Here is a 23,228-nt window from a genome sequence, read left to right on the forward strand (position 1 = left end):
TTGACGAATTGAAGGACATCCAAAAGGAAAAATTTGACACTGCCAAGCTCTGTCAAATACTGGTTGAACTTAATCGTGCCTATGCCGGACAATCATTTTTATCCTGCGCCTTCTTGATTCGTTCGGTCATTGATCACGTTCCGCCTATTTTTGGGTTGAATTCATTTACCGAGGTTGCGAACAATTACGCAGGTGGTGGTCGGTCCTTCCGCGAGGCTATGCAACACCTAGAAAACGCCTCCAGAAAGATCGCGGACTCGTTTCTCCATTTGCAAATCCGGGCTGCGGAAAGCATTCCTACCAAGACTCAGGTGGAGTTCCGTGCCGACCTTGACGTTTTACTTGGTGAGGTAATTCGTGTTCTCCGCCCAAAGCCCTAACCTTATTCGTTAAGCTGATGCTGATGCTGTGTATGTAGTTTGTGATTGTAGGTCAATTATTTTCAGGTTCGGATTCATGAAAGTTTCACTATGCGTTCTCGGAAGCTTCCCGTTCTTCATTTTTCCCAGCAATTCATCTGATGCCTTTTCTAGATCTTGAAATAATCTTTCGCAAACCAGTATTAGTCTCCTCGTGTTGTCGTCAAGGTCTTTTATTGTTAAATGTTCGTTACCGTTAACGTCATCGTGAATGTGGGTGAAGGAAATTCCTTTTCCCGGTCGTCCGATATGGGCCATTCCGCATCGCAGATTTTTGTATAGGTCGTGTGGACAATCTTTCTCATTATACTTTCTATATTCTGAAAAGGCATCCAGTTCATTTATTGCTTTTCTGAACCGCTCCCTAGAAAGTCCGCTTTTAAAAAAATCTTCCCTATCAAAACAAGCGCCAAAAAATTCAACCATTGATGACATTATACCAAAGCTTAAGTAATGAAGACCGTCAGTTTGGGTCATCTTTTTTAAATTGTTCTTGACAATTTCAGAGATGAAGTTCTCTATGGTTGCCATATCATGCTATCCCTTCTTTTTTCGTCTGTGTTCAAGACTAAACCCCTAGGAGATTCACATCAAACCAATGACCGCTTCCAGTCTTCAGCCGACGATCAAGTGAGGTGGCCCTGACGATAGTGGACAACTCCGTTTCAAGCGGCCAGCCGTGCGAACATAGTGGGGGCCAGGAAACCAATCCGCGAATGCAGACGTTGGCGGCTGTAGAAAATCTCAATGCACTCCCTAATGGCAGATTCTGCCTGGGCACGGGTCCCGAAGCGATAGTGGCTAGCTTCTCAGCTCGATGAGCGTCTCGCCCTGATTCAGTCTATCCAGCATTTGTGGCCATAGGCGGGCAAAGCCATCAAGCAGTATCTGCCTTCGGCAGTTGGGAGTGCGTAACCAGATAATAGTGGGGCCATCGGGATGTATCGTGCGGAGTATAGCGAAATCTTCATCCTTGTTTATGATGATAGCGCCATCCCGATATGCACGATCCCATATTTCCGGATCAAGAGCGCTGGCGATACCTATGTCGGCAACATGGCAGGCTGGATAACCTTGCGCACTGATCCATCGGGCCAGAGCGGGTGGTAGCTGCGCATCCACTAAAAACTGCATCAGGCCACATAAAGAATGGCGTGGTCCGCTTGCTGCGCAGCGTAATGAAGGCTGGCGGCGATATCTTCGGGCTCTAGGTAGGGGTAATCTTCCAGAATCTCTGCGGTCGTCGCTCCTGCCGCCAAGAGTTCGAAAATGTCCAGTACCCGAATACGCAGCCCTCGAATACAAGGCCGTCCGCCACATTGCTGGGGATTGATAGTGATGCGCTCAAGGTGCATGGTGGCTCCTCCTCATGGCTGCAGCGAAATAGTATAGGCAAATTGGGCAAGTATAACAGCTTCCGGAAACAACCTCATTTCAACTGCCATTATAAATAGTCAACAGCAAAATAAGCCATTGTTTTCATGGAATAGTCTTGGCGTGGCATGACCAGCAGGTAGAGCAGCGCCTACAGGGGTGGTGCTGGAGTAGCTGCATAACGCGAAACGGCTGACGAATTGCAAGGGGCACAGGCAGTATTGCTGCTCCTGGATTTGGAGTTGAGCCTGGAACAGAGCGGATGATGTAGCCATTTCGATTCCCATTTGCGGAATTTAACCCGCGCCGGCAACGACGCCGCGGCAAATAGCATCACTAATAACCGCATAATATACGGTGAATGGCTTGCGCATGCGGAGAATGTGGACCATAATCTCCGCATGAATGGCAGCGATCACACCTACATCTGGCAGGCCAGCGACTGGCCGACTTGGCGCTACGACCTGGCTGTACTGGCCCGGTCGTTGGCCGATGTGAGCCGAGCCCAAGGGCTGCTGATGGGGCGTCTTGCCGATGTCGGCATGGCCTTGCGCGACCAGGCCAGCCTGTCGGTGCTCACCGAAGACGTGATCAAGACCAGCGAAATCGAGGGCGAACGGCTTGATGTCGAGTCCGTGCGTTCGTCCATTGCCCGCCGCCTCGGCGTCGACATCGGTGCTCTGGCGCCGGTAGACCGTCATGTGGAAGGCGTGGTCGAGATGGTGCTCGACGCTACAATCCACTGCAATGCCCCGGTCACATACGATCGGTTGTTCGGCTGGCACGCCGCCCTCTTTCCCACCGGCTACTCTGGCCTTGCCCGGATCAAGGTGGGTGGCTGGCGTGACGACACAGGCGGCCCGATGCAAGTAGTGTCCGGCCCTCCTGGTCGGCAGCGGGTACATTTCGAAGCGCCTCCGGCCGGTCGCCTCGCGTCCGAGATGGATCGCTTTTTCGACTGGGTCAACGCATCGTCCAACGACCCGCCGCTGATCAAAGCGGGACTCGCCCATTTGTGGTTCGTCACATTACACCCATTCGACGACGGCAACGGCCGTATCGCACGCGCCATCGGCGACCTGTTACTGGCGCGAGCCGACGGCAGCCCGCAGCGCTTCTACAGCCTGTCCGCGCAGATCCAGCGAGAACGCAAGGCCTACTACGACATCCTGGAGCGCACCCAAAAGGCGTCGCTCGATGTTACCGAGTGGCTTGCCTGGTTTCTCGACACCCTGCACCGCGCCGTCGACCAGACGCAGCACACCCTCGATGCCGTGCTGACCAAAGCGCGGTTCTGGCAACGCTGGGCCACTACGCCGCTGAATGAGCGCCAGGTGAAGTTACTCAATCGGCTGCTCGATGGCTTCGAAGGCAAGCTCACCAGCAGCAAGTGGGCAATGATCGCCAAATGCTCGCCGGACACGGCGCTACGCGACATCTCCGAACTGCTGGCACGTGGCGTGTTACGGAAATCTGCGGCGGGCGGGCGTAGTACCAGCTACGAGCTGAACGACCCACCGGGGTAACCCACCTTTCAAATGGGCAACGTCAACCCAAAGGTGTGCCCCAGGGCGATGGCCGTACCCACCACATTGGCCGCCAGCGCTCCACCGATGATGTGCACGAAGGCGGTATCCGAGCTCTCCCGCGTGGTGCCGTCGCCGACTCGCTTCAGAATCACCAGCCCGCGAAACACGGCCAGCCAGCCGACGAGCTGCACGAAGTTCTCGATCACCATCACCGCGAGGCCCACGTGCGCGCCGCCCGGACCGGTGTAGGCCAGCGGCGATGGCTGTCCCTGGCTGAAAAAGGTGCCCACGTCATGGAGCACGAACACGGGCATGGCCATCAGCAGAGCCCCCGTCGCGGCGGTGATCGGGATCCGGCTTTTGTGGATCCGCGGGTCATTGCTGACACGGACCATCAAAAAGACGCTGTCCGCCACGAACCAGAGACCGACGACGAAGGAAAGACCCACGGTCAGCACGAACATGGGACCGAGACTCTGGCCCATGTTCCCGATCATCTGGATGGCGGTCAGCATGCGTCTCTCCTCCCGTCAATAGCCGATCGTGCCCTGGCTCGTGATGACCGCGTCCGGAGTGACCCGTAGGATCCGCAGGTCCTCCACTTGGCTCCCCGCCTCGACCACATGGGTCTGCCCGCCGGGCCCCTGGATCCATGCCTCGTTCGCGCCGATGGATTCCACGGACCAGCCGGGCACGCCGTGCCGCTGCGCCGCCGAGGCAAGGGCGATTCTTCGTGGAGGTTCCCGATGCGTGCCGGGCGTGGACCTGGCTTTGGAACGTATTTCCTGATCGACCACCGCCAGCCGTTCATTCGTGTGCCGTTGCGCGGTGGCCAGCACGCGCAGGTCCGCACCGATCCTGGCCATGGCCTGCGCCAGATCCGGCGCGGCCGGAGAGGTGACGGATGCCGTCACCCCGGTGGCCGGGGTCGCGGGCATCGGCGCAGTCTGGACTACGGATACGGTCCCCGCCGCAGTGGGTGCGGAGGCTGTCGGCCATCTTGTCGGCGGGGTGGCCGGAGGCAGCGTGCCGGAAGGCGCGGATCGCACCGCCCGAACGGGGGCAGTAGAGGCGAACGGGTTTGTCGCCGGATGCGGGGTTTTCGGGGCGAAGTCGAACTCCCAGGTGGTAAACCCGATGCCCAGGATCACTACGGCCACGCCACCCACCGCCAGATAGAATTTCATATTGTCATGCATCGAGGTCTCCTGTCATCGTCATAGGGGCACCGCCGTATAACCGCCTGTCGGACGTGCCCATCACGCTGCTGCTACTTCCCTCAGCGGGTTTTCCCCAGAATGCCGTGCACGGCGGTTTCCAGGCGCACCTCCATGCGCTGCCCGCGCCGCGCCGTCATGCCCAGCCGTTCCGCCGCGGCCGCAATGGTCAACTCTTCGCCATAGCGCAGATGCACCCATTCGGCGAGATCGTCCGGCAGACCGCGCATGACCGCCCCGACCCGCTCCGGGCTCCAGTCCACCGCCACGTCCTCGGTCACCGGCGATGCATCGGGATCCCCCTGGTCCCAGTCCTCCAGCGGCACGGTATCCACCTCCTTGCGTCCCCGGAACACGGAAAGCTCTCCGCGCAGTTTCCAGTAACTCCAGGGCGCAAAATGACCCTGCGCGGGATCCCAGCTATGCAACGCAATGGTGACCGCCAGGCCGATGAACTGCTCCGCATCCTCCCGCGGCACCCCCATGGCGCGCGCCTGGCGGGCCGCCCCCGCACAATATCGCCGCATGATGCTCCATAGTTGGTTGCCGGCCGCCGGGTTCCCGGAGCGGGTCGCCATGGCCAGCTGGTCGATGTGATTCAGGTTCTGAAGCGCTTCCATGGTCCCTCCCCTACCCCAAGCCGGCCTTCACCGGCGCCATGAACAGGATCCCGATCCCGCTGCCCGCCTTGACCCGGACCGTGGGCGGGGTGTTGAAACGCTGGGCCATGATCGGCGCGAGCGTCTGCCCCACGTTGCCCACCGCCGACAAGGCGATCTGTCCGTTGCTCAACTGATGCGTGACCACGCCCAGACCGGAGCCGGTGAGATAGGTGTTGGTGTTGGCGGAGTCCAGGGCGTTATTGAGGCCCTGCAGGAGGCTGGCCCCGATCAGCCAGCCATAGCGATAGAGCGTGTGCCGGTTGACCGAGGTCGCGAGCGCCGTGCGTGCCGTCGCCAGGGTGATGGCGTAGGCCCGGATGGATATCGTCTGGTGGTGCAGTGTCAGGGAGGAGAACTGGACCAGGACCCGATCATGCACGCGGGTGAAACCACCCAGCAGGCGGGCGCCGGCGAAACGTCCGGTCTCGATCGTCGCCAGCACCGGTCCGGGCTCCGTGGACTTGATGCTGGTATCCAGCACCGCGAAAGAGATATGCCCGGCATTCACCAGGGTGGGAGCGGCGATGCCCCCTGTCGATGCGGTCACCGCCGTGACCTTGCCGGCCTTGGTTCCCTGGAGCGTGCCGTTGGCCACGAGAACGGCGACGGGCGGCTGCTCCAGCTTGAGGATCGCGGCCACCTCGGCGTTGATCTGATGCGCATCGGGATTCGGCGCGTAGCGCACCGCCGTCATTCCCAACGAATCGACGGGCCGATGATGGATGACCGGGCCGATCGGCCGGGCCGCGCCGGATTGACCCGTGGTGGCTTTGCGGATCGCCCCGACGGTCGGCAGGGAAGAGAGCCCCGCCTGCAAGGCTTTTACCGCCTGTTTCTGGTTGTATTGGTTCAGGTCTGCGTTGTAGACGGGCGTTCCCGGACCACCGGGCGTGTTCCGCATCTGAGCCACCTGGCCACCGGCCGAGATCGGTACCGCCGGGGCACGGGGCCAGAGCAGGATCGTCAGAAACCCGATCACGCCGACACCCAGGGCGGCGCCACCGACGATCAGGGGTCGCCGTGCCGGGTCGCCCAAGGCGCTACGGACCCCATGCAAGATGCCTGGCGCTTTGGCGGTCGCGAACGGATCCAGTGCCGGAACGGTGGACCCTGCAGGAGCAGATGTCCCCGACGGACCTGGCATAGCGATTGTAGGCGTCTGTGGTATCTGCGTTTCATCCACCATGGCGGGAGCCCTCCAGCAAGGGGTTCAAGGTCAAGGTGCGCGCATGGCCATTCTGGCTGACCGTGACCGCTGGCACGTCGGGCAGGACATAGGTGCGTATGCCGGCCGCGCCATCCATGCGCGCCACCCAGGCGGGAGCCAATACCGGCATGGGGGTGCGCAGGAGCAGACGGCGCCCGTGGGAGCCCGTCCATGACCAGGCCGTCACCCTGGGAGGATTGCCGACGACCTGCAAGGGCTGCGCGCCCGCCGGTGGCAGGTCCTGGACCAGCTTCAACAGCACCTGGGTGTAATTCCCATTGGGTACGCCGCTGCCCCCGACAGGCGGCGGCAAGCCCGGTTCGATGGCGTTCACCCGGACACGCACGCTGTAATCCGCCACCATGCCGGAGGGCACCAGGGCCAGGAGCACCGGCTGCGATTCGCCCGCGAGCCAGACCGCGAGGTTGCTTTGGGCGTAGGGCTCCAGGACCGACAGCATCAGGGAATCCCCGGCGAACTGCGCGGCGAAGGCGGCCTTGTCGCCGATGCCCACATGGACGATCGGCCAGGGCCGGCCATAGGCATCGGTGAAGTTCAGCGTCGTGGCGTAACCACTGTGCATCGCGATGGCGGGCGGACTCCCCGCCCCCAGCCGCGCCGTCACGGCGGTGAGTTTGGGTATCACCGCGGCCAATGGCGCCTGCTCGGCCTGACGGTTCCGGTCGATGCGTTGCCGCAGGGAGCGGATATCCCCGCCGGACAGGGGCATGTGCGCCTGCACCGCCTGGTGGAACGCCTGGTTATCGGGCAAGGGGGGCAGCGCCATGACCGTGCCGTTGGGTCCTTTGACGTATTGGATCGTCCGGCCTTGTGCCTGGGCCTGCCGGACTGCCTGATCCTGGGCCGGATCGACCGTTTGCCACTGTCCGGACGTGGGCGATCCCGAAGCGCCGGACGCCGTGGAAGCCGTGGGCGTAGTCACCGGGCTACCCGCGGGCTGACCCAGCAGCGTGTCGGGATTCATCGGCTGGGCGAAAGCCGGAACCACCAGCGATGTACCGGCGAGCAGTACGATGGCGGAGCGGAGGGCATGACGTGTCTGGAACATGTGGATTCCCCTCTATGGGACCAGAAAATTGAAACTCTGGATGGCGACCCCGGCGGGATGGGCCAGATTGTTCACCCGCACCATGGTGATATTCGCCACGAAGTCCTTGCTGTTGATGCCGTTGGAATTCTGGTAGATCAGCCGGATAGGCATCTGGATCTGCCAGCCGTAGTCGCCGTTGGCCAGCACTTGTTGATGCATCACGGCGGGCGCGCCGGTGACCGCCAGCGTCATGTTGAGCCGCCGCTCGCGAACGGCCGCGATATCGCCCGTCTCGACCAGGGTCGCCTGGTAGCTCCGGTAACCGGCCGCCGTGAAGTATTTCACCGCCTGTTGTTCATCCTGGCGCCAATTCACGTAGCTGATGTCGAAGGCGGAGGTCATCCCCTCCTGGGCGCGGGTCAGCACGGCGGAATCGTTCAACAGCGGTTCCCGCAGCGGGACCAGCCGGGTGATGACCCCATTGGGCGAGGTCGCGAAATACACCACCCGCGCCGGACGGGTCGCCACGATGAACAGGGCGATGGCCAGGACGGCGGAGATGCCGGCGAGCACCAGGTTGGCGAGGAACGACAACCGCCACAGCCGCCGCCAGGCCTCGATGCCGATGCCGATCTGTTCCAGGGGGGTGTTCATGGGTGTCCTCCTCCAGAAGCCCGCTCCAGGGGCCGATAAAAATCCTGCTGCGCAAATTTCGCCACCCGCTGCCGGTACTGGTGGTTCCAATGGGGGATCGCGCTGTTGTAATCACCGACGTGCCGCCAGAAGGCGCGGGGATGGGCAAATGCTTGCGCCCGAGACGGATGACCCGCGAGTTTGCGGGCGAGGATCCAGGCGCCTACCGCGACATTCTGGCAGCCGTTGTCGAGGACTTCCGGGCGGGTGATGCCATAGTGGGCGAGCACGGACAGCCACAGGGAGTTGATCCCCATGGGCCCCATGTCGTAGCTGCCGTTGGCGTCGTGCACCGTCTGGCCGACGCGGGTGTCTTCGGTGGCGAGGATGCCGTAGAGGAGACCGACCGGGACGTGGTAACGCTCCGCGGCCGCGGCGACGCAATAGCGGTGAACTGGCGTCAGGGGATACGGTGGCAGCAAGTGGATCATGGCTCAGCCCGCCATCACGTAGACCCGGTGTTGGGTCACGACGATGAGAATCCCGCGGTAGCGGGCGATGTGGTAGAGGGCGACCGAAGCACTCCCCGCCGGCCAGGAAACCGTTGGCAGCATCAAGCCGGGGTGGATACTGATCCGGTGTTCCGGCACCAGGCGCTCGATGGCTGTCCGCAGCGCGCCATGCCCGGCGGGCACCCAGCGGTTCGGATTCCAGCCGTGCAGGTTGTGGGCCAGCACGCCACTCAGCAGGCCCCGGTCCTGCAACGTGGACAGATGGGGGAAAGACGCGGAAGAGACGGCAGACTCGGTAACGGCGGGGACCCTGCCGAGGTCCGGCGCCGTGGGCAGGGTCAGGTGCACCGAGCGGCTTGCCGGTGCCGGGCCGATATAGGTCCAGGCGGCCCAGGCCGGAGTGGCCGCCAGAGCGGTCAGCAACGCGGCCGTCCAGAGGGTGGATGCTTTGGGCTTCATGGTTCGGCGCCCTCCCCTTGCGTTCCCTTGCGCCGAAAACTGGGCCACTGACAGTGCAGCAGCGTGCCCCGATGGCAGAGGCGATCGAAAGCGGCGGAGCCGAGATACTTTTCCAGCTCCGTCAGGGTCTCGTTGCTGAGCAGGATGGTCGGCCGCGCCCGGTAGCGGCTGTCGATGACCCTGAACAGGCTCAGCCGCTCGCTGGGCGAGCCGTGCTGTTTGCCTACTTCGTCCAGGATCAGGAGATCGACCTCCGCAAAGGCCCCGATGACGGCGCTCTCGGACGGGCCATCGCCGTTGCGCCAGGTCGCGCGGATCCGTTCGATGACCTCCCAGACCATGGCTTGCAGGACGGTCCGTCCCTGAGCCAGCAACGCATGCGCGATGGCTGCGGCGAGATGGTTCTTGCCGGTGCCGGGGGGACCCAGGAGGATCAGGGCGCGTCCGTCGGTGTTGGCCGCGAAATCGGCCGCATAGGCCCGGCAGGTCTCCACCACCCGGGCCTGCGCCGGGGTGGATATCCGGAAGCTGGCGAAGTCGCAATCGCGGTAACGCTCCGGGATGGCCGCGCGGTCCAGGAGTGTGGCCAGTTGCCGCTCGGCGCGGCAGCGCGGGCAACCGGCCGGGGTGATGAAGCGCACCGTCCCCTGTTCGTCCACCAGAGACTCGGGGTACCGGCCATGCTGCTCGCAGTGCCGGTACTGCGGATGCCGGTCCGGCAGCAGGGCCACGTTGGATGCCTGCGGCAGGCCATGGCGGCGCAGGATCTCCGTGGCCAGATCCCTCAAGGCAGGAGTCTGGCGTGACGGTTGTGGCGATTTTGGCAGGGTGGACATGACGGCGCTCCTCACAGGGCGATGACCACGTCATCGGGATTCAGGGCGGCAGACGGACTCACCCGCCGCTGCTCGGCGCGCTTCCACAGGGTCCGCAACTGCTCGCAGTGTTTGAGCAGCGCACCGACCGAGTGGCCTTCGCGGCGGTAGTACGGGTCTTCCAGGTCGAGGTAATAGCGGGCGACCGCCGGGGCTTCATCGCCCAGGCGGCGCACCAGATGGGCCAGCTGGCCGTTGATCGTCGAGTTCCGCACCGGGGCGACGCCGTAGCGTTCCTGGTAGGCCGCGCTGTAGGCCGCCCAGGCGGGGGCCGTGGATACCCGTGGTTTGGCGACCTTGGCCTTCGGTTCCGGTGGTGGAGCGGTGTTGCTTAGCGCCACTGGCGGCAGAAGCGGTGTCTGGCAGTGTGGCTCGGTAGGCGGTGGTCCCTGAGTTCGTGAGCCAACGGGTGACGGTGACACCGAAGCGTCAGCTTCGGTGTAAGGCTTTTTATCTTTTATTTTACCGGATACCGGATGTAGGGGGCTCATCCCTTCCAAGGTCTCGGGTGTTGATCGGGGGCTCATCCGGGGGCTCATTTCGCTGGAGGCAACGGATTTATTAGGTTTATGTTGGGTGTCCGTCCGGGTGCTCATGGTCGGGTGCTCATCGGGGGCTGATCGGGGGCTCATCCGCGAGACAGACCTATCCTTGTGCGCGCACGGCAATCGAAAAACGAGTTGCTTGTCATAGGGTAACTGCTCTATGACCCCACACTTTTTCAGGACCTCCAGCGCATGCCGTACCCCGTCCATCGTGATCGTGGCCTGCTCATCACAATGTCTTCCGCGCTGCTCAGGAACCTCCAGTTCTTCCCGGATGGAGCGTCGACTGATGCGGCGTTTCAGGCCGACAATCCTGGTGGTGTAGTCCATATAGGGGCGTATGGCCCGAAAATAGGCCAGCTGAGCAGACCATGGCTGCCCATAGAGCATGTCCAGTTCGTCGTCAGTAATGAGATAGGACGTCATCTTCAATCCTCCAGAATCAACACACCGTTGCATGCGGGCACCGGGGCGAGGGGTAGGCGCAGATGCACCTCACCATTGGGCATCCGGGTCCGCTCGATCAGCCCGCACCGCTCCAGGTCGTCCAGAGCCTCGTCCACCATCTCCCGGGTGATGGCCTGCCGTAGGAAAGGCTGCGCCCCTCGTCGTTTCGCTTGTTCCCGCCGCTTGCGTTCAGCTTTCGTCATCACGCGTCCTCCTGATCCAGTCCAATGAAGCGGGTTTCCAATACCCGCCGCCTTGCTCAAAGAAAAGTTCCAACCGGGACCGCGCTAGTAGCCAGTCGGCCATGTTCATGTCGCCGATCCGCGCCAAAACGGCATCGTCGTCGGGAACAAGACCGTGCTTCTGGGCGTAGAGCAGCAGCAGGAACAGGGCGGCGTGTTCTCCCGGCCGGAAATCGGACGTCTCCGCCATGTACTCCGGGACGGAAATCGCCAGTCCCCGGGGCTTGCTTCCACAGTCCAAAACTTCACGCCCTCCTCCCGTCGATCACGCAACGCCCGGCCTCAATGCGCAGGTGGCGGCCGCCGCGGCTGACCAGTACCGTGCCAGGACTGCCGGGATGCATGGCGCAGGCCTGCATCACGGCGCCACGGGCGGACCGAATAGCATGCGCTCCCACCACCAGTTTCCCGTCCGGCCCCCAGACCGACACATCATCGGCATGGACGGCAATGGTGCGCAGGGCCACCGGCAGCAGCCATCCTCCCGGTCCATAGACCCCATCGACGTTATAGGTGGAAGCCGCCCGGGAAAACGGAGCCGGTGACACGCCCGGCAGATCGCCTTCGCGCCAGAGCCAGGCCATCAGCGGCAGCGACAGCCCTACGGCCACCGCGATGGCCAGGCGCTTGTGGCGGCGCGCGGCCCTGATCCGCACGGCTGGTTCCAGTACGCTCATGACCTGAACTCCTTGCCGACGGGATTGGCGAGGAGGTAGCCGTTGGCCGCGAAGATCCGCAGGAGTTTGGTGCCGGGGGGAAAGAGGTCAGGCACTTGAATGGAATTTATGGATTCCATATAATTTGATTCATGGAGAAACGAAAAGCCCACTACTCCCTGCCAGAGATCAAGGCATCTGTTGCTCACCTTGGAATTGGGGCTTTTACCGCTACCGCTTTGCAGGGACTGGGTCTGATGGGTCTTTCTCCGCCCGACGGCCTGGCCGTTGTGTTGGGCCTGCAACCGGAAATGGAAATGCTGTTCAAAAGCATGACCACTTACGCGGATAGCCAGGTATGGCAGGATGTTTATCACGCCATCTGTCCCAACGGGAAAACGGCCTACATCAAAATCACGTTGCGCCCGGGGACCGTGGTGATTCAGTTCAAGGAGCTTTGACATGACAGAAAAACGCTTTTGCTTGCAGTGCGACGACGGCACGGAACTCGTGCATGAGCGCAAGGACATGATCATTTCCGTGGATGGCTTGACCGTTACCGTACCGGCCATCGCCGGATGGCATTGTCCGGTCTGCGGAGAATGCGAATTTGATGCGGGTGAAGCGCAGCGGTATGCAGACGCGTTGAGCGCGTTGCGCAAGGATGCCGCCACCCGCCAGGGGCAGGCGTTACGCGCAGCGCGTAAACGTCTGCACCTGAGCCAGAAAGATGCCGGACTGCTTTTCGGCGGTGGCGTATCCGCGTTTTCCGAATACGAGCGCGGCAAGACCCAACCCCATAAGTCTACGGTCCTCTTGCTAAAACTGCTCGAAAAGCATCCGGAACTCATGAACGAGATCAGACGGGCGGGATAAGTTCCAAACCTGTCAGGAATAGGGACTCCAAGGTGACGGGTTTGCGGCTGCGCGCTGAAATGGCTCATGGCTGACCCCCTCCCCATCCGTTGCGACGGCAGTCTCCATGGGAACCAGTGGGCAGACACGGGATGCGCCGGGCGCTTACGGTCCTCATTCCTTCCCATCCTTCCGGGTTCGAGCCAGACGAATCAGGCGGCCGCGCACCGTCAATATGTGCGGTTCGGTGCCTGTAGACTGACGGAGGTCCGCTGCGATCCCTGCTGCATCCGCTTCTGTGACCAGACCATGGGTCCAGTCGGGCATCTGGAAGGCCCGACCCTGCGGGGTGCCGTCAGGGTAACCGCAGATCCAAGTCATCGTTTTTCCTTCTCGCGCGGAAGCTTTAGCTGGTGACCAATAACTCCTTGACGCGTCAAGTGCGCCATGAGGTCTTCGATGCGCTTAATCCCTGGGTTGGTGATCTTTCCGTTTGCAAATTTTGTAATCCAGGAATAGCTGATACTCGATTCGCGGGCTATTGCTGCCCAAGAACCTCTTTGGCACTGAAGGATAGTGATAGCTTTGCTATATAGAGAGTTCGTCATGGCCAACAAAGCTAGCACTATATTGCTATCCTCGCAAGCAACATTTTGCTGGCTCATTGTCGTACAGTTCAGACATGGATAAAAGAACCAAGATGGCTATTGCTGAAAACCTAGACAAGCTGATGAAACATCATGGCTTATCACAGAAAGACGTCGAAGGGCGATCAGGCGTATCTCAGCGCACCATAAGCAATATCCTCAACGCTGATGCAGACCCTCGCTACTCGCCTACAATCCATGTCATCGAAAAGCTGGCAGCATCATTTTCCTTGCCTGCTTGGCAACTGCAAGTTCCTGATCTACCAATAGAAGTTCTTACATCTCATAATCTCGCAAAGATTGTGGATGCCTACTCCACGATTGACCAAAATGGTAGAGACATGGTCAGCCGCATCTCTGAGGCAGAGGCTCGTTATAGTAGCCAGAAGAAATCTGACCAGAAAATAAGGTCTCACAAGGCGTAGCCGTCATGTCCTGACGCCCACCCAAAGGAGAGGCGTGGTTTTCTTTCTTTGTTATCTAGCAATATTTTGCTTGACAACCTCGTCATGAAGTAGCAGGTTATTGCTATATCCCGATGAGGGATCGGCAATTTTGCTGCTTAACATGAGGAGCCCACCATGAGGAACCCCCTCACCGAACATCAGTACATCGCCCCGCAGATGGCCTACCGGTGCCGCTCCCTAGAGGGTATCGCCAAAGAGCTGGGCACCAGCGAGGCCCAGGTATACCGCACCTTGCGGCGCATCAGACTGGGAATCCTGCTCGACATCAACTACCCCCAGCCGCCCGTCTTCGAGAATGAACAGCAGATGGAGGCACCCCATGCCCTCCACTAAGCTGCGCCAGCTCACCATCCGCCAGATCCAACTCTTAAAACTGGCCCAGGCCGGATGCAAGACCAGCGTCATCGCTCGCGAACTCGGCATCCAGGAGGGCACCGTCCTCGCCAAACTGCGCGACATCAACCGGGGCGCGCGGCGCGGAATTTATGAAATACCGCCCGAATTGGATATGCCCCTATTCCAGGAGGATGGCCACCATGGCTCGTATTGATCTCAACAAGGACATCAAGGTAGCGGACATGCAGGCGGTGCTTTCCGCGATCCGGTCGGAAGCCGCCGTTCACGGGCTGCGCCTGGAACTCGCACCGGATGAAAACAACGTGTGGATCATTCGCCCGGCGCCGCAGAAGACCGAATCCACAAGCAAAGGAGCCCTGCAATGATGACCACTCAGGAAAGCTGCACCGGGACGATACCGGGAACGGAAGCGCACGAGGTCCAGGACCATCCCATCGCCATGGTGCCCAACAAAGGCGTGGCTACCATCCAGGTGGCGCTATGGGACCGCTTCGCCCCCATCCCGGAGTGCCGGGATATCATGCCGCTGCGCCTTGCGGATCGGCCTGAATACCTGCGCCTCTTTGATTTGATCAAGACCCATGGCGTCACGGACCCCATCAAGGTCACTCCGTTGGAGGACGGGCGTCTCGGTGTGCTGGACGGGTATCTGCGGGTCGTCGCCGCGGAACAGCTCGGCTTGGAGGTGCCCTATGTCATCATCCCCGTGGAAAGCCTCTATGACGCCACGCTGAAAACCGCAGAATTCAACTTCTCCCATCGGCAACTCACTGATTACGAAAAAGTCTGGGTGATCGGGAACCATTATTTGCAGGCCAAGCGGATGCATGGCGGGGATCGAAAAAGTGGGAAACAGGATCAAGTGCTAAATTTAGCACTTGATCCTGGCAACCAGCCTGACGCCGCGAAAACCTGCGAACGGCTGGCGGCCATTTATGGTGTTGGCCAGGCGACCGTCCGCAACTACGCCGACGCCGTCACCCTGATGAACTCCATCGTCAGCGCCCTCACCCTGCATCTGCACATGCCGGAGGAAACGATCCGGCTGCACTTCTTCAATACCAACGCCGATCCGGAGGCCAATGTCGAGCTCGCCACGGTCTTCGCCATCCTGCGCTACCTCAAGGCCCAGGGGAAATTCCAGGAAATGGATCGCTGGGTGAGCTTAGCCGTCCAGCGCTGGGCCAAGGCCGTAGCGCTTTCGCCGGACAGTCTGCCATCGGTCTCCCCCGCCAACTGGGTGGCGGCCACTTGGCATGTCTTGCCGGACGTGATCCCGATGGACGATCCGCAGATGGTGCATGACGTGGAGATCATCACCGGAAGCCGCAGTGATGGCAGGGGTTCCGCATCTTCCATGGGCAGTGGAAGGTCTCCTGGTTCCGGTATCTCCGGAGGGTCGGCCCGCTATGTGAACGTCGCAACGGCCGAAGCCACCGTGATCGATACGGCCGCCCTGGATTACGAAGACGCCTACTGGACCAAGGTCGGCGAGAGGAGCCGCTACTTTTTGGAAAATCTGGCAGAGTTCCAGAGGGCTTTGGGGGAAGTCGTCGATCAGCATCTGCCCGCTTTGATGCGCATGACCCGGGAGATTTACGAGGAATTACAGGACGCCCCGGATCATGCGGAATCCGTGAAGATCGATCTCCGCAGGCCGGCCTGGACATCCATTTCACGCTTCTACAAGGAACTGAACCGGATCAAGAGCGTGGCCCTGACCGGCAGCGATCGCCACCGTGACAGCGCTGTGCAATGGCTCACGCTGTTCCACCAACTGGGGGAACGTTGCCAGGAAAAGATGCCTCGCACGACGAGAGATCTGTTTTGAAGCAATGACACGCTTTTCCCTTAGAACCGCAGGAAAGCTGCAAGGAGATTCCCATGCATCTGGACGAAAAAACCAAAAGCATCATTGAAGACGTACTGAACCGCAAGGCAAAGATCGCCCTGCAGAAGGAGGATATTCGCGAGGACATCAAGGTCGTTGCCGAGCGGATGGGAGTCACGCCCGCAGCGGTGAACCGGATCATGACCCTCGTGGATAAGGAGCGCAGCAAGGGCGATATCCTCCATATCGAACGGGAGGTCATCGATGCGGCGGAGATCCTGGCGGGCGTCAATGACCACGATGAGAACCCCTCCCATGCGTGAATCATCCGTCGGGATTTTGGAAGAGTGCGCGGACTGGCTGGAGAGTGAGGCCCAGGGATACCGCAATCGCGCCCTGCATGCCCTCAAGATGGGCCAGAAAGGATCGGCGGATGCGCTACTGGAGCAGGCGGGCCGCTTCCAAAAATACTCTTTGGTCATCCGCCAGCAGCATCATGGCGGGTTGCAAATCACCAGGGAAGAACTTTGCCATGCAAGGTCAAACCACGTTCATCACGCCTGAAGAAACCGAAGAGCTAACCGGATATGTCAGGCGCCCGGCACAGACCCGGTGGCTGGAACGGCATGGTTTCAGCTTCGCCCTAACACGCTCCGGCCGTCCGATTGTGCTTCGTGCCGAGATGGAGCGCCACCTTCTGGGCAACGGACATACCATCACGCCAACAGAGGACTGTCCACATTGGGACAGAATCGCCTAACATATGGGCATGGGACGCAAGCGCACAAAGGATAAGGGGCTGCCACCGCGGATGTACAAACGCGGCGAAGTCTACTATCACGCCTGCTGGATAGACCGCAAGCTGAAGTGGACACGACTATCCGCGAACAAGGCCGAGGCGCTGACCTTGTGGGCTGACATAGAGGGCCAATCCACGGTCCCTGGTGAAAAGACCGGAACCATAGGAGCCGCGATTGCCCGGTATGAGGGGGAAATCCTCCCTGCGCTCCGCCCACGGACCCAGGAGGACTATCACCGCATCCTCAAGGCACTCAGAGATGTGTTCGGGCACATGCGCATTGAATCCCTGCGTCGCCCTGACGTCGCCGGCTATCTCGATAGGCGTAGCGCCAAGGTGGCGGCAAATAGGGAAATCGCCGTATTATCCAGCGTCTTCGCATATAGTATCCGCTGGGGATGGGCTGAGGAAAACCCCTGCCTGGGTGTGCGCCGCAACAAGGAAAAGCCTCGCAAGAGGTATGTTACCGATGCCGAGATGGAAAAGTTGCGTCAATGCGCTGATGAACAATGGAAGTGCATCATCGATTTGGCTTATCTGACGTCCATGCGCCGTGGTGACATCATGAAATTACGACTAGACCAGTGCACAGAGGAGGGGCTTTTGGTCGCGCAGGAAAAAACGGGCGCTCGCGTCCTTTATACCTGGACACCGGCCTTGCGGGCAGTGGTTTCAAAGGCGCGAGGGTTGCGGCGCAGGATAGGATCCCTCTCGTTGTTTGCATCCCAGGATGGGACACCTTATACCGTCAGCGGATGGAACAGCGCATGGCGCCGGTTGTTGGCAAAGTCGGAGGTGGATGACTGCCATTTTCATGATATACGCGCAAAGTCGCTGACGGATGCCTCCAAGATTGGAGGCCGCGACTACGCTCAAGCCCTGGCCGGCCACGCTGATGGAAGCATGACTGAGGTCTATATTCGCGACAGAGAATTTACTCATGTACGGCCGCTTCACTGAAAATATTAGCAGGCTTGCTAATATCACGATCAATGCCAAGCAGCGGGGTTTCATAACCATTTGATTTAATTGGTCGGGGCGAGAGGATTTGAACCTCCGACCACCTGAACCCCATTCAGGTGCGCTACCAGGCTGCGCTACGCCCCGCAAGAGGTCGTAATGTACAGCGGAAACGCTACTTGGGTCAATGCCTGCGACCGCATAAATCCAATAATTCCGATAACTCCTGGCGCAGGTATTGCCAACGTTTGCGGACCTCGATAACACTGATGGATGCGCCACCCACGTCCAGACTCAGTTGCCGCTGATTTTCATCCGGGGACTCGCGGTGCGGAAAGCGCCCCCGCCCCTGCAAACGCTCCCGCGCACCGTGAATGGTGTACCCTTCTCCATAGAGAAGGGTACGAATCTGTCTCGCCAACAACAGGTCGTGGCGCTGGTAATAACGCCGGTTACCCTTTCTTTTGAGTGGACTAAGCTGCGGAAACTCCTGCTCCCAGTAACGCAGCACATGTGCCTTCACCCCGCAGAGCAGGGCGGCCTCGCTGATGGAGAAATACCGTTTTTCCGGTATATCCGGGAGCGGAGCGAGGTCTTTGCTCGCCTTTTCCCTATGCGTTGTCTGGTTCGCTACCATTCACGTAGGCTTTGAGCTTCTGGCTCGGATGGAACGTCACCACGCGCCGCGCCGTGATGGTAATCTCCACACCGGTCTTCGGGTTACGTCCGGGGCGGGGGTTTTTATCGCGTAACGTAAAATTGCCAAAGCCGGATAGCTTCACCTCCTCGCCTTTGGCCAGATTCTCACGGATGCCGTCGAATAGGGCCTCGACGATACCTTTGGCTTCCCGCTTGTTCAGACCCATACTCTCAAACAGCATGTCTACAATTTCAGCTTTGGTAACGGCCACATTATTCTCCTATGCCCTGAGTTCGATGGAACCGAGTTGCCGCACGGCAACCAGCAACCGGTCCATTTCTGCTTGTACCTCTGTATCCGTCAGCGTCCGCCCCGCGTCCTGAAGGAGCAGCGCAAAAGCCAGACTGTACGTTCCCGCCACCAGGGAAGAACCCTGATAGCGATCAAAAATGGTGATGCTCCGCACGATACCCGATGCAGCGGCCCGCATGGTATCGAGTACCGTTCCTGCCAGTATGTCATTCGGGATAACCAACGCTATATCCCGCCGCAATGCCGGAAATGGCGACAGGGATGAAAACCTGGAAATGCTCGTCAGATTACCCAGCCACTCCACATCCAAGTAGAAGAAAAACGGTGACTTGTCAAGGCCATACTCTGCGGCCTGGGTTGGATGAAACGCACCGAGCACGCCCACCCGCCGATCTTCCACACAAATTTCTGCAGCCTGTCCCGGATGCAGGGCCGGGTAGGCGTCCAGCGGCCGGAAGGTAAAGTCCGTACCCGGCCAAAGCGCGAGCAAAGCACTCACGTCGCCTTTCAGGTCATAGAAATCAACCGCGCGCAGGGGTTCCGCCCAGCTTTCCCGATCCACCGTCCCGACTATACAGCCGCCCAGCACGAGGCGCTGCCCGTGGGCGGAAAATACGCGCCCCAGTTCAAAAATGCGTACCCGTTCCTGCTGCCGTTTCATGTTGAATTGAAGCGCTTGCATCAAACCCGGCCAAAGGCTGGCGCGCATGACGGCCAAATCTGCGGACAGGGGGTTGAGCAGCGCTGGCGCGTCGGCATCCGGTGTGAACAGGTTTTGCGCCTGACGGGAGATAAAACTGTAGGTGATCACCTCATGATAATCCCGCGCCTGCAAAACACTGCGTAAAGTGGCTGCCTGCGGTCCCTGCTTCATGGGCAGCGGTTGCAGGATGCCCTCAGGGCGGTGGGCGGGCAATCGCTCATAACCATGGATCCGTCCCACCTCTTCGATCAGATCCGCCTCGATGCGGAGATCAAAGCGGTGACTCGGGGGAATCGCCTGCCAGCCATCGGGGACCCTGTTGACATGCAGCCCCAGACGAGTGAGAGCCGTTTCGACCACATCATCCTCGTAATCCATTCCCAGGATGCGTGCCAGTCGGGCACGGCGCAAGGGGATCGGCTGATGCTCCGGCAACTGACCCAGAATGGTGCAGGATCGTTCTGTTCGCAAACGTGCCATACCTAACGTGGCGAAAAGCTGCAAGGTACGGGTGGCCACCACCGGCCCCAAGGTGAAATCGACGCCGCGTTCAAAGCGCATGGCAGCATCCGTCTGCAGGCCCAGGCGGCGTGCGCGCCCCTGGATAGCCCCCGGCTGGAAGAAAGCGGACTCCAGGACAATGGAACGCGTCTGTGCTGTCACCGCAGTGCGCCGCCCACCAATAATACCCGCCAGAGCCACCGGACCCGCGTCGTCCGCAATCACCAACATATCGGATTCCAGCGGCAAGTCGCGGCCATCCAGAGCATCGAGAGTCTCCCCAATCTGCGCCCAGCGCACGGTGAGATTCCCTTGCAGCGTTTCTGCGTCAAAGGCGTGTAGAGGCTGTCCCGTTTCGAGCATTTGCAGATTCAGCAGATCCACTACGGGATGGATGCAACGCTGACCTGCACGACGCAGACGCTCACGCAAATAGTCCGGCAACCGTTCCGGAACACCCTCTATCCACAGGGCGGTGTAGGAACGACAGGCGTTTTGCGCGTCTGCGGCAACATGCGGAGCAAAGCCTCCATTACCGGGGACCACATCGCCCGGGCGCACGACCGCCCATGCCGGTACCGGGATAGCCGCCGTGGGGAGGGACAACGCTTCAGCCCCGAGGGCAAACAAATCCCTGGCGACTCCAGCTACGGACAGCGCATCGCCACGATTCGGAGTGATCCCCAGGGTCAGTATCTGGTCATCCAGACCGAGGTAAGCGCGCAGGTCGGCTCCCACCGGCGCATCCGCGTCCAGAACCAGCAAACCGCTGCTGCCGTCATCAAGCCCCAGCTCCGCGGCTGCACAAAGCATTCCTTCCGAGGATATCCCGCGCAGCATAGATGTGGCGATGCGGTGTTCTCCAGGGAGCAGCGCACCGGGGAGGGCCAGAGGCACCCGCTGACCTGCTGCCAGGTTGTCCGCCCCACAGACAATCGTGCGTAGCCTCCCGTCGCCCGCATCCACCTCTGCCACCCGCAGCTTATCGGCCTGCGGATGGGGTGCCACGGACCGGACGGCAGCGACGACCACTCCGCGAAAAGACGGCGCGGCATCCTCAATCGCCTCCACCTCGATACCGCCCATGGTCAAACGCCGGGCGATCTCCTCCGTATCCCAGGAAATTTCAAGCAATTCACGAAGCCACTGAACACTGACACGCATGGCGGGTCCTCAGGAAAACTGTTTGAGGAAGCGCAGATCGTTCTCGAAGAAGAGACGTAGATCGTTCACTCCGTAACGCAGCATGGTGAGACGCTCGACACCCATCCCAAAGGCAAAGCCGCTGAAACGCTCGCCGTCGACACCGGCACCCGCCAACACCGCCGGATGCACCATACCGCAGCCCAGCACCTCCAGCCAGCCGGTCTGCTTGCAGACCCGGCAGCCGGAACCGCCGCAGATGACGCAGCCGATATCAATTTCAGCGGAAGGCTCCGTGAAGGGGAAGTAGGAGGGACGGAAGCGTACCGGGAGATCAGGCTTTGCGAAAAACCCGTGCAGAAAATCCGACAGCAAACCGCGCAAATCGGCGAAACTGGCCCGTTCGTCGAGCAGCAAGCCCTCCACCTGGTGAAACATCGGCGTATGGGTGATATCTGAGTCGCGCCGGTATACCCTGCCGGTGGCGATCATACGCAGGGGCGGCTGATGGGATTCCAGAAACCGGATCTGAACTGTCGACGTCTGGGTGCGCAAAAGACGTGTTGCGTCCAGATAAAAGGTGTCATGCATCGCCCGCGCAGGGTGGTCTTCCGGAATATTGAGTGCGGCGAAGTTGTGATAATCGTCCTCGATTTCGGGGCCATCGCTGATCTCAAAACCCAATCCGAAAAAATAATGCTCTATCCACTCCAGAGTCTGGCGAATAGGATGCGCGCTACCACACGCTTCCCGCCGTCCCGGCAGCGTCACATCCAGATGTTCCTGCTGAAGACGTGCATGAATAGCGGCCGCTTCAAGCTCTGCCTTGCGTTCCTGCAAAAGCGACTGCACCTCGGACTTGCGCTCGTTGAGCAATTGCCCGGCTTCCCGCCGCGCTTCGGGTGACAACTGCCCGAGTTGCTGCATTGCCTCGGTAAGAACGCCCTTCTTACCGAGCCACCGCAGGCGGATCCGTTCCAGGGTGTTCAGGTCGGAGGCCGCCGCGACTTCCTGGGCAGCCTCCGCGATGGAGGCCATGGATTGAAAAGGCATCGCCACAGCCTCCGCCACCGTCAGGCTGCCAACTGGCCCTTGACCACCTCAACGAGACGGGAAAAGGCCGCCTTGTCACGTACGGCTATGTCGGCCAGCACCTTGCGGTCAAGCTGGATACCCGCGCGCAACAAGCCATTCATGAAACGGCTGTAGGTCACGCCCTCAGAACGTGCCGCGGCATTGATACGCACAATCCACAAACTGCGAAAATCGCGTTTCTTGGTCCGGCGATCACGATACTCATAGGTCAGAGCCTTCATCACCGCCTGATGGGCAATGCGATAATTGCTCTTGCGCTGGCCACGAAAGCCCTTGGCACGGGCCAGAACTTTCTTGTGCCGTGCATGGGCGGTTACGCCACGTTTTACTCTAGACATGGTACTGTTCCTTTATCATCAACCGTAGGGGAGCATTCGCCGCAATGCGGCCTGGTCGCTACCCGAAGTAACCAGCGTATGGCGCAGGTGGCGCTTCCGCTTGGTCGTTTTCTTGGTCAGGATGTGGTTCAAAAACGCCTGACGATGCTTGAATTTACCGGAACCGGTGCGCTTGAAACGCTTGGCCGCCCCACGATTGCTCTTCATTTTTGGCACGATTGTCTCCTATTTTTTCCGCGGCGCGACAATCATCACCATTTGTCGCCCTTCCATGCGTGGCCGTTGTTCAACCACACCCACTTCCGTTAAATCCTGTTCTACCCGATTGAGCAACTCCATACCCAATTCGGGATGCGACATTTCACGACCGCGAAAGCGCAACGTAATTTTCGCACGATCTCCATCTTCAATAAAACGCAAAATATTGCGCAACTTGATCTGGTAGTCAGCATCATCCGTACGAGGGCGGAATTTAATTTCCTTCACCTGCGTCTGTTTCTGCCGGCGTTTTGCATCATGCTGGCGCTTACTTTCCTGAAAACGAAACTTTCCGTAGTCCATGATCCGGCATACGGGAGGATCGGCTTGCGGGGCGATCTCAACGAGATCCAGTTCAGCCTCTTCAGCAGCCGCGATGGCTTCCATAAAAGATAACACACCTAACTGTTCTCCCTCGACACCTATCAACCGGACCCGCGCTGCGGTAATTTCCCGATTGATATTCACTTCTTTCTCTGTCGCGATCGCCTTGT

Annotated in this window: 38 protein-coding genes and 1 tRNA gene; 13 read left to right on the forward strand and 26 right to left on the reverse strand. The window is 60.0% G+C overall.

Going from position 1 to position 23,228, the window contains the following annotated elements:
• Positions 1 to 8 precede the first annotated feature (8 nt).
• Positions 9 to 380, forward strand: a complete 372-nt coding sequence (locus F6A13_RS11995; protein ID WP_151528312.1) for a hypothetical protein — start codon at positions 9 to 11, stop codon at positions 378 to 380.
• A 9-nt stretch (positions 381 to 389) separates the two neighbouring features.
• Here the strand turns inward: F6A13_RS11995 and F6A13_RS12000 are convergent, their stop codons facing one another.
• The 3 genes from F6A13_RS12000 to F6A13_RS12010 form a co-directional block, all read right to left on the reverse strand.
• Positions 390 to 950 carry a hypothetical protein gene (locus F6A13_RS12000; RefSeq protein WP_151528313.1) on the reverse strand — a complete coding sequence of 187 codons (561 nt, stop codon included), beginning with the start codon at positions 948 to 950 and terminating at the stop codon, positions 390 to 392.
• A 270-nt stretch (positions 951 to 1,220) separates the two neighbouring features.
• Positions 1,221 to 1,553, reverse strand: a complete 333-nt coding sequence (locus F6A13_RS12005) for a DUF5615 family PIN-like protein (RefSeq protein ID WP_151528314.1) — start codon at positions 1,551 to 1,553, stop codon at positions 1,221 to 1,223.
• Positions 1,553 to 1,774, reverse strand: a complete 222-nt coding sequence (locus tag F6A13_RS12010) for a DUF433 domain-containing protein (protein WP_151528315.1) — start codon at positions 1,772 to 1,774, stop codon at positions 1,553 to 1,555. The genes F6A13_RS12005 and F6A13_RS12010 overlap by 1 nt, the downstream gene beginning before the upstream one ends.
• Positions 1,775 to 2,080: 306 nt before the next feature.
• Here F6A13_RS12010 and F6A13_RS12015 point away from each other — a divergent pair, with 306 nt between their 5' ends.
• On the forward strand, positions 2,081 to 3,319 hold the full coding sequence (locus F6A13_RS12015) for a Fic family protein (RefSeq protein WP_225981827.1): 1,239 nt from the start codon (positions 2,081 to 2,083) through the stop codon (positions 3,317 to 3,319).
• Positions 3,320 to 3,327: 8 nt separating this feature from the next.
• Here F6A13_RS12015 and F6A13_RS12020 read toward each other — a convergent pair whose 3' ends face one another.
• The 14 genes from F6A13_RS12020 to F6A13_RS15865 all read right to left on the reverse strand — a co-directional run bounded on the left by F6A13_RS12020 (position 3,328) and on the right by F6A13_RS15865 (position 11,968).
• Positions 3,328 to 3,837 carry a hypothetical protein gene (locus F6A13_RS12020; RefSeq protein WP_151528316.1) on the reverse strand — a complete coding sequence of 170 codons (510 nt, stop codon included), beginning with the start codon at positions 3,835 to 3,837 and terminating at the stop codon, positions 3,328 to 3,330.
• A gap of 15 nt (positions 3,838 to 3,852) precedes the next feature.
• Positions 3,853 to 4,521, reverse strand: coding sequence for a hypothetical protein (locus F6A13_RS12025; protein WP_151528317.1), 669 nt, complete (start codon positions 4,519 to 4,521; stop codon positions 3,853 to 3,855).
• 80 nt (positions 4,522 to 4,601) lie between these two features.
• Positions 4,602 to 5,159, reverse strand: a complete 558-nt coding sequence (locus F6A13_RS12030) for a sigma-70 family RNA polymerase sigma factor (protein WP_151528318.1) — start codon at positions 5,157 to 5,159, stop codon at positions 4,602 to 4,604.
• Positions 5,160 to 5,169: 10 nt separating this feature from the next.
• Complete coding sequence (locus F6A13_RS12035) at positions 5,170 to 6,237, reverse strand: DotG/IcmE/VirB10 family protein (protein WP_192796466.1); 1,068 nt, start codon at positions 6,235 to 6,237, stop codon at positions 5,170 to 5,172.
• A 139-nt stretch (positions 6,238 to 6,376) separates the two neighbouring features.
• A complete protein-coding gene (locus tag F6A13_RS12040) occupies positions 6,377 to 7,477 on the reverse strand; it encodes a DotH/IcmK family type IV secretion protein (RefSeq protein WP_151528320.1) in 1,101 nt (366 codons plus the stop codon).
• A 12-nt stretch (positions 7,478 to 7,489) separates the two neighbouring features.
• Entirely contained in the window at positions 7,490 to 8,113 is a 624-nt protein-coding gene (locus F6A13_RS12045; protein WP_151528321.1) for a DotI/IcmL/TraM family protein, read from the reverse strand.
• Positions 8,110 to 8,583 (reverse strand): lytic transglycosylase domain-containing protein, encoded by a 474-nt coding sequence (locus F6A13_RS12050; protein ID WP_151528322.1) that lies wholly within the window; start codon positions 8,581 to 8,583, stop codon positions 8,110 to 8,112. The genes F6A13_RS12045 and F6A13_RS12050 overlap by 4 nt, the downstream gene beginning before the upstream one ends.
• Before the next feature lie 3 nt (positions 8,584 to 8,586).
• Entirely contained in the window at positions 8,587 to 9,063 is a 477-nt protein-coding gene (locus F6A13_RS12055) for a hypothetical protein (protein ID WP_151528323.1), read from the reverse strand.
• Positions 9,060 to 9,899, reverse strand: a complete 840-nt coding sequence (locus tag F6A13_RS12060; RefSeq protein ID WP_151528324.1) for an ATP-binding protein — start codon at positions 9,897 to 9,899, stop codon at positions 9,060 to 9,062. The genes F6A13_RS12055 and F6A13_RS12060 overlap by 4 nt, the downstream gene beginning before the upstream one ends.
• A gap of 11 nt (positions 9,900 to 9,910) precedes the next feature.
• Positions 9,911 to 10,909 carry a hypothetical protein gene (locus F6A13_RS12065; protein ID WP_151528325.1) on the reverse strand — a complete coding sequence of 333 codons (999 nt, stop codon included), beginning with the start codon at positions 10,907 to 10,909 and terminating at the stop codon, positions 9,911 to 9,913.
• Between the two features lie 2 nt (positions 10,910 to 10,911).
• On the reverse strand, positions 10,912 to 11,133 hold the full coding sequence (locus F6A13_RS12070) for a hypothetical protein (protein ID WP_014027909.1): 222 nt from the start codon (positions 11,131 to 11,133) through the stop codon (positions 10,912 to 10,914).
• Positions 11,120 to 11,413 (reverse strand): DUF1376 domain-containing protein, encoded by a 294-nt coding sequence (locus tag F6A13_RS12075; protein ID WP_014027908.1) that lies wholly within the window; start codon positions 11,411 to 11,413, stop codon positions 11,120 to 11,122. The genes F6A13_RS12070 and F6A13_RS12075 overlap by 14 nt, the downstream gene beginning before the upstream one ends.
• A 4-nt stretch (positions 11,414 to 11,417) precedes the next feature.
• A complete protein-coding gene (locus F6A13_RS12080) occupies positions 11,418 to 11,849 on the reverse strand; it encodes a hypothetical protein (protein ID WP_151528326.1) in 432 nt (143 codons plus the stop codon).
• Entirely contained in the window at positions 11,846 to 11,968 is a 123-nt protein-coding gene (locus F6A13_RS15865; RefSeq protein ID WP_264158126.1) for a hypothetical protein, read from the reverse strand. Before F6A13_RS15865 ends, F6A13_RS12080 begins: the two co-directional genes overlap by 4 nt.
• 12 nt (positions 11,969 to 11,980) lie before the next feature.
• Here F6A13_RS15865 and F6A13_RS12085 point away from each other — a divergent pair, with 12 nt between their 5' ends.
• Positions 11,981 to 12,289: a type II toxin-antitoxin system MqsR family toxin gene (locus F6A13_RS12085; protein ID WP_151528327.1), complete on the forward strand. Its 309-nt coding sequence runs from the start codon at positions 11,981 to 11,983 to the stop codon at positions 12,287 to 12,289.
• Between the two features lies 1 nt (position 12,290).
• Complete coding sequence (locus F6A13_RS12090) at positions 12,291 to 12,704, forward strand: type II toxin-antitoxin system MqsA family antitoxin (protein WP_151528328.1); 414 nt, start codon at positions 12,291 to 12,293, stop codon at positions 12,702 to 12,704.
• Between the two features lie 153 nt (positions 12,705 to 12,857).
• Here F6A13_RS12090 and F6A13_RS12095 read toward each other — a convergent pair whose 3' ends face one another.
• A complete protein-coding gene (locus tag F6A13_RS12095) occupies positions 12,858 to 13,064 on the reverse strand; it encodes a hypothetical protein (RefSeq protein WP_151528329.1) in 207 nt (68 codons plus the stop codon).
• Positions 13,065 to 13,365: 301 nt separating this feature from the next.
• On the opposite strand from F6A13_RS12095, the gene F6A13_RS12100 reads away from it, so the two are divergent.
• From F6A13_RS12100 to F6A13_RS12140, 9 genes are all read left to right on the forward strand, one after another.
• Positions 13,366 to 13,755 (forward strand): helix-turn-helix domain-containing protein, encoded by a 390-nt coding sequence (locus F6A13_RS12100; RefSeq protein ID WP_151528330.1) that lies wholly within the window; start codon positions 13,366 to 13,368, stop codon positions 13,753 to 13,755.
• Positions 13,756 to 13,911: 156 nt separating this feature from the next.
• The gene (locus F6A13_RS12105; protein WP_151528331.1) at positions 13,912 to 14,130 is read left to right on the forward strand and encodes a hypothetical protein; all 219 of its coding nucleotides are present in this window, start codon (positions 13,912 to 13,914) and stop codon (positions 14,128 to 14,130) included.
• A complete protein-coding gene (locus F6A13_RS12110; RefSeq protein WP_192796467.1) occupies positions 14,117 to 14,347 on the forward strand; it encodes a LuxR C-terminal-related transcriptional regulator in 231 nt (76 codons plus the stop codon). Before F6A13_RS12105 ends, F6A13_RS12110 begins: the two co-directional genes overlap by 14 nt.
• The gene (locus F6A13_RS12115; RefSeq protein ID WP_151528333.1) at positions 14,334 to 14,519 is read left to right on the forward strand and encodes a hypothetical protein; all 186 of its coding nucleotides are present in this window, start codon (positions 14,334 to 14,336) and stop codon (positions 14,517 to 14,519) included. Before F6A13_RS12110 ends, F6A13_RS12115 begins: the two co-directional genes overlap by 14 nt.
• A complete protein-coding gene (locus tag F6A13_RS12120) occupies positions 14,516 to 15,985 on the forward strand; it encodes a ParB N-terminal domain-containing protein (RefSeq protein ID WP_151528334.1) in 1,470 nt (489 codons plus the stop codon). Before F6A13_RS12115 ends, F6A13_RS12120 begins: the two co-directional genes overlap by 4 nt.
• Before the next feature lie 53 nt (positions 15,986 to 16,038).
• A complete protein-coding gene (locus F6A13_RS12125; RefSeq protein WP_151528335.1) occupies positions 16,039 to 16,308 on the forward strand; it encodes a hypothetical protein in 270 nt (89 codons plus the stop codon).
• Positions 16,301 to 16,549: a hypothetical protein gene (locus tag F6A13_RS12130; RefSeq protein ID WP_151528336.1), complete on the forward strand. Its 249-nt coding sequence runs from the start codon at positions 16,301 to 16,303 to the stop codon at positions 16,547 to 16,549. The genes F6A13_RS12125 and F6A13_RS12130 overlap by 8 nt, the downstream gene beginning before the upstream one ends.
• Entirely contained in the window at positions 16,518 to 16,745 is a 228-nt protein-coding gene (locus F6A13_RS16035) for a DUF4224 domain-containing protein (RefSeq protein WP_151528337.1), read from the forward strand. The genes F6A13_RS12130 and F6A13_RS16035 overlap by 32 nt, the downstream gene beginning before the upstream one ends.
• 51 nt (positions 16,746 to 16,796) lie before the next feature.
• Complete coding sequence (locus F6A13_RS12140) at positions 16,797 to 17,744, forward strand: tyrosine-type recombinase/integrase (protein ID WP_192796468.1); 948 nt, start codon at positions 16,797 to 16,799, stop codon at positions 17,742 to 17,744.
• A 70-nt stretch (positions 17,745 to 17,814) separates the two neighbouring features.
• Here the strand turns inward: F6A13_RS12140 and F6A13_RS12145 are convergent.
• The 8 genes from F6A13_RS12145 to infC form a co-directional block, all read right to left on the reverse strand.
• Positions 17,815 to 17,891, reverse strand: a tRNA-Pro gene (locus F6A13_RS12145).
• Between the two features lie 37 nt (positions 17,892 to 17,928).
• Entirely contained in the window at positions 17,929 to 18,381 is a 453-nt protein-coding gene (locus F6A13_RS12150; RefSeq protein WP_126604332.1) for a MerR family transcriptional regulator, read from the reverse strand.
• Complete coding sequence (locus F6A13_RS12155; protein ID WP_215905525.1) at positions 18,356 to 18,625, reverse strand: integration host factor subunit alpha; 270 nt, start codon at positions 18,623 to 18,625, stop codon at positions 18,356 to 18,358. The genes F6A13_RS12150 and F6A13_RS12155 overlap by 26 nt, the downstream gene beginning before the upstream one ends.
• A 39-nt stretch (positions 18,626 to 18,664) precedes the next feature.
• Entirely contained in the window at positions 18,665 to 21,064 is a 2,400-nt protein-coding gene (gene pheT / locus F6A13_RS12160) for a phenylalanine--tRNA ligase subunit beta (protein WP_113526096.1), read from the reverse strand.
• 9 nt (positions 21,065 to 21,073) lie between these two features.
• Positions 21,074 to 22,096, reverse strand: coding sequence for a phenylalanine--tRNA ligase subunit alpha (gene pheS / locus F6A13_RS12165; RefSeq protein ID WP_113526095.1), 1,023 nt, complete (start codon positions 22,094 to 22,096; stop codon positions 21,074 to 21,076).
• Positions 22,097 to 22,116: 20 nt separating this feature from the next.
• The gene (gene rplT, locus F6A13_RS12170; protein ID WP_012537291.1) at positions 22,117 to 22,476 is read right to left on the reverse strand and encodes a 50S ribosomal protein L20; all 360 of its coding nucleotides are present in this window, start codon (positions 22,474 to 22,476) and stop codon (positions 22,117 to 22,119) included.
• 18 nt (positions 22,477 to 22,494) lie between these two features.
• Complete coding sequence (gene rpmI / locus F6A13_RS12175; protein WP_012537292.1) at positions 22,495 to 22,692, reverse strand: 50S ribosomal protein L35; 198 nt, start codon at positions 22,690 to 22,692, stop codon at positions 22,495 to 22,497.
• Positions 22,693 to 22,701: 9 nt separating this feature from the next.
• A complete protein-coding gene (infC, locus tag F6A13_RS12180) occupies positions 22,702 to 23,220 on the reverse strand; it encodes a translation initiation factor IF-3 (RefSeq protein ID WP_404813029.1) in 519 nt (172 codons plus the stop codon).
• Positions 23,221 to 23,228 lie beyond the last annotated feature (8 nt).

This window comes from Acidithiobacillus sp. 'AMD consortium' (assembly GCF_008926505.1).
In the GTDB taxonomy this organism is placed as follows: Bacteria; Pseudomonadota; Gammaproteobacteria; order Acidithiobacillales; family Acidithiobacillaceae; genus Acidithiobacillus; species Acidithiobacillus ferridurans.

What these genes read in the sequence shown, in the direction of transcription:
- F6A13_RS12155 (WP_215905525.1), bottom strand. Translation starts at nt 18,625, where the DNA reads ATGCTGTTTGAGAGTATGGGTCTGAACAAGCGGGAAGCCAAAGGTATC.
- F6A13_RS12025 (WP_151528317.1), bottom strand. Translation starts at nt 4,521, where the DNA reads ATGCATGACAATATGAAATTCTATCTGGCGGTGGGTGGCGTGGCCGTA.
- F6A13_RS12150 (WP_126604332.1), bottom strand. Translation starts at nt 18,381, where the DNA reads ATGGTAGCGAACCAGACAACGCATAGGGAAAAGGCGAGCAAAGACCTC.
- F6A13_RS12100 (WP_151528330.1), top strand. Translation starts at nt 13,366, where the DNA reads ATGGATAAAAGAACCAAGATGGCTATTGCTGAAAACCTAGACAAGCTG.
- F6A13_RS12085 (WP_151528327.1), top strand. Translation starts at nt 11,981, where the DNA reads ATGGAGAAACGAAAAGCCCACTACTCCCTGCCAGAGATCAAGGCATCT.
- F6A13_RS12120 (WP_151528334.1), top strand. Translation starts at nt 14,516, where the DNA reads ATGATGACCACTCAGGAAAGCTGCACCGGGACGATACCGGGAACGGAA.
- F6A13_RS12020 (WP_151528316.1), bottom strand. Translation starts at nt 3,837, where the DNA reads ATGCTGACCGCCATCCAGATGATCGGGAACATGGGCCAGAGTCTCGGT.
- F6A13_RS12010 (WP_151528315.1), bottom strand. Translation starts at nt 1,774, where the DNA reads ATGCACCTTGAGCGCATCACTATCAATCCCCAGCAATGTGGCGGACGG.
- F6A13_RS12040 (WP_151528320.1), bottom strand. Translation starts at nt 7,477, where the DNA reads ATGTTCCAGACACGTCATGCCCTCCGCTCCGCCATCGTACTGCTCGCC.
- F6A13_RS12055 (WP_151528323.1), bottom strand. Translation starts at nt 9,063, where the DNA reads ATGAAGCCCAAAGCATCCACCCTCTGGACGGCCGCGTTGCTGACCGCT.
- F6A13_RS12050 (WP_151528322.1), bottom strand. Translation starts at nt 8,583, where the DNA reads ATGATCCACTTGCTGCCACCGTATCCCCTGACGCCAGTTCACCGCTAT.
- F6A13_RS12090 (WP_151528328.1), top strand. Translation starts at nt 12,291, where the DNA reads ATGACAGAAAAACGCTTTTGCTTGCAGTGCGACGACGGCACGGAACTC.
- F6A13_RS12045 (WP_151528321.1), bottom strand. Translation starts at nt 8,113, where the DNA reads ATGAACACCCCCCTGGAACAGATCGGCATCGGCATCGAGGCCTGGCGG.
- F6A13_RS12005 (WP_151528314.1), bottom strand. Translation starts at nt 1,553, where the DNA reads ATGCAGTTTTTAGTGGATGCGCAGCTACCACCCGCTCTGGCCCGATGG.
- F6A13_RS12125 (WP_151528335.1), top strand. Translation starts at nt 16,039, where the DNA reads ATGCATCTGGACGAAAAAACCAAAAGCATCATTGAAGACGTACTGAAC.
- pheS (WP_113526095.1), bottom strand. Translation starts at nt 22,096, where the DNA reads ATGCCTTTTCAATCCATGGCCTCCATCGCGGAGGCTGCCCAGGAAGTC.
- F6A13_RS12105 (WP_151528331.1), top strand. Translation starts at nt 13,912, where the DNA reads ATGAGGAACCCCCTCACCGAACATCAGTACATCGCCCCGCAGATGGCC.
- F6A13_RS12110 (WP_192796467.1), top strand. Translation starts at nt 14,117, where the DNA reads ATGCCCTCCACTAAGCTGCGCCAGCTCACCATCCGCCAGATCCAACTC.
- F6A13_RS12095 (WP_151528329.1), bottom strand. Translation starts at nt 13,064, where the DNA reads ATGACTTGGATCTGCGGTTACCCTGACGGCACCCCGCAGGGTCGGGCC.
- pheT (WP_113526096.1), bottom strand. Translation starts at nt 21,064, where the DNA reads ATGCGTGTCAGTGTTCAGTGGCTTCGTGAATTGCTTGAAATTTCCTGG.
- F6A13_RS12060 (WP_151528324.1), bottom strand. Translation starts at nt 9,899, where the DNA reads ATGTCCACCCTGCCAAAATCGCCACAACCGTCACGCCAGACTCCTGCC.
- F6A13_RS12115 (WP_151528333.1), top strand. Translation starts at nt 14,334, where the DNA reads ATGGCTCGTATTGATCTCAACAAGGACATCAAGGTAGCGGACATGCAG.
- F6A13_RS12030 (WP_151528318.1), bottom strand. Translation starts at nt 5,159, where the DNA reads ATGGAAGCGCTTCAGAACCTGAATCACATCGACCAGCTGGCCATGGCG.
- F6A13_RS12130 (WP_151528336.1), top strand. Translation starts at nt 16,301, where the DNA reads ATGCGTGAATCATCCGTCGGGATTTTGGAAGAGTGCGCGGACTGGCTG.
- F6A13_RS15865 (WP_264158126.1), bottom strand. Translation starts at nt 11,968, where the DNA reads ATGGAATCCATAAATTCCATTCAAGTGCCTGACCTCTTTCCCCCCGGC.
- F6A13_RS12140 (WP_192796468.1), top strand. Translation starts at nt 16,797, where the DNA reads ATGTACAAACGCGGCGAAGTCTACTATCACGCCTGCTGGATAGACCGC.
- F6A13_RS16035 (WP_151528337.1), top strand. Translation starts at nt 16,518, where the DNA reads ATGCAAGGTCAAACCACGTTCATCACGCCTGAAGAAACCGAAGAGCTA.
- F6A13_RS12065 (WP_151528325.1), bottom strand. Translation starts at nt 10,909, where the DNA reads ATGACGTCCTATCTCATTACTGACGACGAACTGGACATGCTCTATGGG.
- F6A13_RS12080 (WP_151528326.1), bottom strand. Translation starts at nt 11,849, where the DNA reads ATGAGCGTACTGGAACCAGCCGTGCGGATCAGGGCCGCGCGCCGCCAC.
- rplT (WP_012537291.1), bottom strand. Translation starts at nt 22,476, where the DNA reads ATGTCTAGAGTAAAACGTGGCGTAACCGCCCATGCACGGCACAAGAAA.
- F6A13_RS12000 (WP_151528313.1), bottom strand. Translation starts at nt 950, where the DNA reads ATGGCAACCATAGAGAACTTCATCTCTGAAATTGTCAAGAACAATTTA.
- F6A13_RS12070 (WP_014027909.1), bottom strand. Translation starts at nt 11,133, where the DNA reads ATGACGAAAGCTGAACGCAAGCGGCGGGAACAAGCGAAACGACGAGGG.